Raw genomic sequence first — 4,921 nt, forward strand, 5'->3', positions numbered from 1 at the left:
CAATTATTCTTTTCGAACTATCCCAACAACCCACATACTTAAGGCGCCTTCTCATGACTATTTTACATAACCTTAAAATATAGCTTGCCTTTATCGGAAAATAATCATATAATGGAGATGCTTCCATGAAGAAACTTAACATTATAGTCGATCCCTCTAATTGCCGAATGTGCCTGCAGTGCCAGATCTTCTGTTCTCTACTGCATGAAGACGAGGCAAACCCTTCCAAGGCTCATTTAGTGATTGAAGAAGGTGCAATAAATTTCTTGGATACCTGCAGAGAAAAATGTAGCTTCTGTGCTGATTACTGTGCGTACGGGGCTTTAACCCCGAAGGAAAAGTAGGGAGGCAAATTTCATGGATTATTATGGTTATGCGGGTTCGGTTCTCGACTTGGATCTCTCTTCTGGTGAAAGTGAAATTATTCCCATGGAATCTGATTGGATACAAGATTATATTGGGGGAGCAGGTCTAAGCTTCAAGCTATTCAGTCAGTTTCATAAACCAAAAATCGATCCCTTATCAGAGGATAATGTTGTTGTTCTAGGAGTAGGGCCTCTTTTAGGTAGTGGGATGCCTTTAGGATCGAAAGTTTTTGCGGTTACCAAGTTTGCTCTTCCGGCTTCGGAAGATGGGAAACACTATATCACATCCGCTATAGGAGGGTTTAAACTGTTTGGAATTATGATGAAGAGGGCGGGATTTGACCACCTTATTATCCGGGGCAAGTCCACGAGACCAGTTTATTTGTATATTAAGGATGGTGGATTTGAGGTAAAGGATGCTTCCTCTCTTAGGGGAGCAGATGCATACGAGACGACTGCAAAACTGCAAGCTTTACATCCGGGTTCGGGTGTGATTGCTAATGGTCCTGCTGGTGAGAACTTGGTAAGATTCTCTTTTACTATAGTTGATGGATTAGGCACTCTGGGTAGAGGGGGATTGGGTGCGGTTTTAGGCTCTAAAAATGTTAAGGCCATAGTGGCTAAGGGAACGAGAGGAATCAAGGTTGCTCGTAAAAAGGAGCTGTTCAAAAAAGCAAAGGCAATTACGGATCTTATCAAATCCCAAGAAATTTTGAGAAATGCTCAAACTCTGGGAGCGCACATTTTTTGGGAGATGATTTATCTTAAAAACATGTCCTCTGGTACTTGGACCACGGATAAATTCAACAAACTCTATGGCGTTGAAACTTTTCTAAAATCTAAAAAGCGTTCTGAATCCTGTTTTTCCTGTCCTATAGGATGTAAAACCCAACACGAAGTCAGGGATGGTTCATTTGCGGGGGTTGATCTTAAGACCACACATCTTATAAATACCGCTAATATGGGACAAAAACTGGAATTAGAGGATTATCAAGAAGCCTATAAACTCAATGATGAGCTTAATAGAGCCGGCGTAGGCATGTATACTTTCTCTGAAATGGCAGACTATATGACCAGACTTCTCAAAGAAGGCAAAATAGCAAAAGAAGACCTCCAAGGTTTCGACTTTCAAAGAAATCTTAATAATTACCTAGAATTCCTTGATAAACTGGTAAAAAGAGAGGGTATAGGGGCAGTTGCCGCTGATGGCTGGTTCAGTCTTTCAGAACACTTAGAGCACGACGCCTTAGTACACTATAAGAATAGCCGAGGAATAGTGAAGGGCACCGACTGCATATTTGATGCCCGATTCAATAGACTGGATTCCTCCATGGTATCCCAGGTAGTGGGTCCTAAGGGTGGCTTTCAAGCCTGGGGCAACCTCGGAGGTAGATTAACCACCGAAGACGTTCCAGAAATTTATAACACTCCAGAAAAAGAGAATTTGGGAAGATTAACCGCTCAGTCCGAGGATTGCATGATGGTCCTAAACTCCTTGGGGGCATGCTATGTAATCGTGAACACTCTCTCAATGTTTGGATATCCGATACTGAAAACACTTGCCGAAATATATGGTTACACTACTGGAATAGATATCGAACCAAGAGAGCTAAAGCTGAAAGGTGAACGCTGCTTCAATCTCTATAAAATGCTGAATGTACGTGAGGGTTTCAATCGTAGCGATGACTGTTTTCCACACGTTTGGCTGGAGCCCAAGCATACGCCGGAAAGAACAGTTGTCCTAAAAACCTTGTATGCAAGGAAAGAAGTGAATGAACAAATTTTGGAGCAGATACTTGATGAATATTACGCTGAAAGAGGCTGGGATGTTGAAAAGGGGACACCGACTCAAGAAAAGTTAAAGTCTTTAAAATTAGATTTCTTACTCTAGATTTTTCACATTCAATTATTATTTTTATTGATAATACTAAAATAACATAGATTCATATATTAGTAAAACTATATTTGTAGACTTGAAAAAGATTAAGAAAATCAGGAAACGTTTTTAGGAGGCAACACAAATAAGGTCTACCACAAAAGAGGTTCTAATAGCAGGGTTAATCGGAGCTACAATAGGTTTTATTATAAGTTTTCTCATGAATTTTTTTGTTGTACCTTTTCCAACCAGTCAGATAATGAATGGAATCAATAATGGAATTAGTGGTTTAATAAGTGGTTTTATGGGCGGTTTTATGGGTTTATTGATGTATTTTAGAAAAACTGCCAGAAAGCCGTAGTATACATACTTCCCAATTCTGAAATTTATAGATTATTCAGATTCCTCTTTTATTCCACAGAGCCTTTTAGCGTCACTTACCCTTGATTGTAGAGGTTCTCCCTTGGATGCGTGGTACATGGTTATTTTGCAGGCTTGTCCGGAACCACCGCCATGCGCCGCTGAATGGCAGAGAGCTCCCGCACCATAGGTCAGATTTTCGATTAGTCTCACTATTCTAGCTCTGTGTTCTGCCGGTTTCTCGTCTGCCCCCGCATAAAATCTGGCAAGATAGTGGGCTATCTCGGGATTCTTAAATTCCCTCTCACTGGGAAGGGTGGTGATAATGCCTCCCGTTATGTCTTCTGCTAGCCTTACTAGATCATAGACTGCTTTTGAGGCCACATATTTAGTATTATTTGCAAGAATTATGTCCGGGATCATGCCTGCTCCTTCATACATCTGGGCTTTAACACAGGCTGCTATACCACAGGAATACATGGTCTCATTATGCATAATCATGTCGGTTATCTTTTCCCGAACATGGGACACATTGGCGGTACCATTTATTTCTGCATAAGCTTGAACCGCACCGATTAGAATATCTGACCAACCGGTTTTACAGCCACCTGTGGTAGGTCTATGGCAGGCACCGGCGAGATTTACAAGCATTCCGGTAAACTCCACTTCGCCACACATAAACACCCTTTCCCAGGGGACAAAAACATCATCAAATATCACTACCGTTTCATGGAAACCATATTTCACATTGCCAATATCCCATTCCAGCCCCTCTTTTCGACGCGCATCCTGTGAGTAGCGGACTGAAATATTCTTTATTCCTTTTGCATTACCTGGAACCGCGCAACAAACTGCGTAGTCCTCAGAACCCGGATAGTGGGTTGTGGAGGGTGCTACAAACTTCTCATGGGCGCACACGGAACCGGTTTGGCAGAGTTTTGCTCCTCGAAGGACGATACCGTCTTTGTCCTTTTCCACTACTCTGAGGTACATGTCGGGGTCGTCTTGCTCGTGGGCTTTAAGTAAGCGGTCACCCTTAGGATCAGTCATTGCCGGGCAGCCAATTAAATCATTTTTTTGGAAATATTTTATGTATTCGATTGCGTTTTTATAGTAGTTTGTACCTTTGGCTTCGTCAATTTTTTTAGCTGTTGCAAGCATTGCGGGAAAAGCGTTGTGAACACAGCGGAAGGAACACATTCCTATTCTCCGGTTAGCATATCTTGTGATGTCCACCTTTCTTATGAGATCCTCTACGGTTTGGGCAACGTGGGTCCATCGGCTAATGGTTTCCCCGGTGAGGTGGGACTTTGTGAGGAGGAAGTCTTTTAGTTTTTCCTCGTGTTGCATATCGTAAGTTGTGGCGAGAGCGTTCATCATGGGTCTCACTTGGGGATGATTCACCACAGATTTGCCAGAAATTTTACCACCATCAATGTATAATTCAAAATTCATATCAATCATGTCTTGGATGAATTCTTCACCAGTCTTCAAATACATAACTTTACTCCTTCCCTTTACTTTACAATCTTAGTTACTAAATTAGAATCGACACAATACTATACCGAAAAAATAGCTTTCTATTATTTCTTTCGACACTATTATTTCTAAAAAGAGGATCTTTAGAATTTCTGCAAGATATTTTCAAATAATATACTAAAGACTACTCAAAAATCTGTTGTTTATATGGAAAAATCTTGCTTCAATTCCATGTACAAATATACTATAAACTTAAGCTTCTATTCCAAGTTATTTTTTTAATTCATAGATAGTATCACAGCAAGAATCTCCTTCAGCCACAGTCTTAATGATTCTCAATCTAATTTTATCACTAACTGCGGTACGGAAATACTCATAATCAATCTCCATCACTGTCTCACACAATTCTCTCGACGTGTTCTCTAAGCCGAAAGGACATTTCGTGCCCTGAATCTGAAATTTGTCATCAGAAATGGTGATTACTTTAACACTATTGGGGTCAAAGCTTTTAGAAAAAGCATTAGCAACAGTTGATAACTTGTTGTTTGGCAATTTTTTCTTAATTTTTAGACCAAGGGCGCGACCTTGCCTAGCATATACCTCTTTAATAATGGGTAAAGCTTCCTTCCCGAATTTCTTATAAAAAGCTTTAATTAAAAGTCCTTGTGCCTCAATCGGGTTCTCCGGTAAATGCTCATCATTCATATATTCCATAATATCACCTACAGAATCAAATGTCCTTCTTCTTTACCAAGTTGTTCTGATAATTCTCTTGAATGATTATAAGATACTATACTGAATAAATAAAATTTTATTATCTTTTCCAGTCTAATTAAAAAGG

Annotated in this window: 4 protein-coding genes; 2 read left to right on the top strand and 2 right to left on the bottom strand. The window is 40.2% G+C overall.

The window, feature by feature from the left end; translation table 11 throughout:
* Nucleotides 1-125 precede the first annotated feature (125 nt).
* Nucleotides 126-344 carry a hypothetical protein gene (locus tag ACUVXA_RS16295; protein ID WP_445872342.1) on the top strand — a complete coding sequence of 73 codons (219 nt, stop codon included), beginning with the start codon at nt 126-128 and terminating at the stop codon, nt 342-344.
* A 13-nt stretch (nt 345-357) separates the two neighbouring features.
* Entirely contained in the window at nt 358-2,256 is a 1,899-nt protein-coding gene (locus tag ACUVXA_RS16300; RefSeq protein WP_445872343.1) for an aldehyde ferredoxin oxidoreductase N-terminal domain-containing protein, read from the top strand.
* Between the two features lie 378 nt (nt 2,257-2,634).
* Here ACUVXA_RS16300 and ACUVXA_RS16305 read toward each other — a convergent pair whose 3' ends face one another.
* The gene (locus tag ACUVXA_RS16305) at nt 2,635-4,101 is read right to left on the bottom strand and encodes a 4-hydroxyphenylacetate 3-hydroxylase N-terminal domain-containing protein (RefSeq protein ID WP_445872344.1); all 1,467 of its coding nucleotides are present in this window, start codon (nt 4,099-4,101) and stop codon (nt 2,635-2,637) included.
* A 249-nt stretch (nt 4,102-4,350) separates the two neighbouring features.
* Complete coding sequence (locus ACUVXA_RS16310) at nt 4,351-4,794, bottom strand: L-2-amino-thiazoline-4-carboxylic acid hydrolase (protein ID WP_445872345.1); 444 nt, start codon at nt 4,792-4,794, stop codon at nt 4,351-4,353.
* Between the last annotated feature and the right edge of the window lie 127 nt (nt 4,795-4,921).

The sequence above is a fragment of the Candidatus Jordarchaeum sp. genome (genome assembly GCF_052745115.1).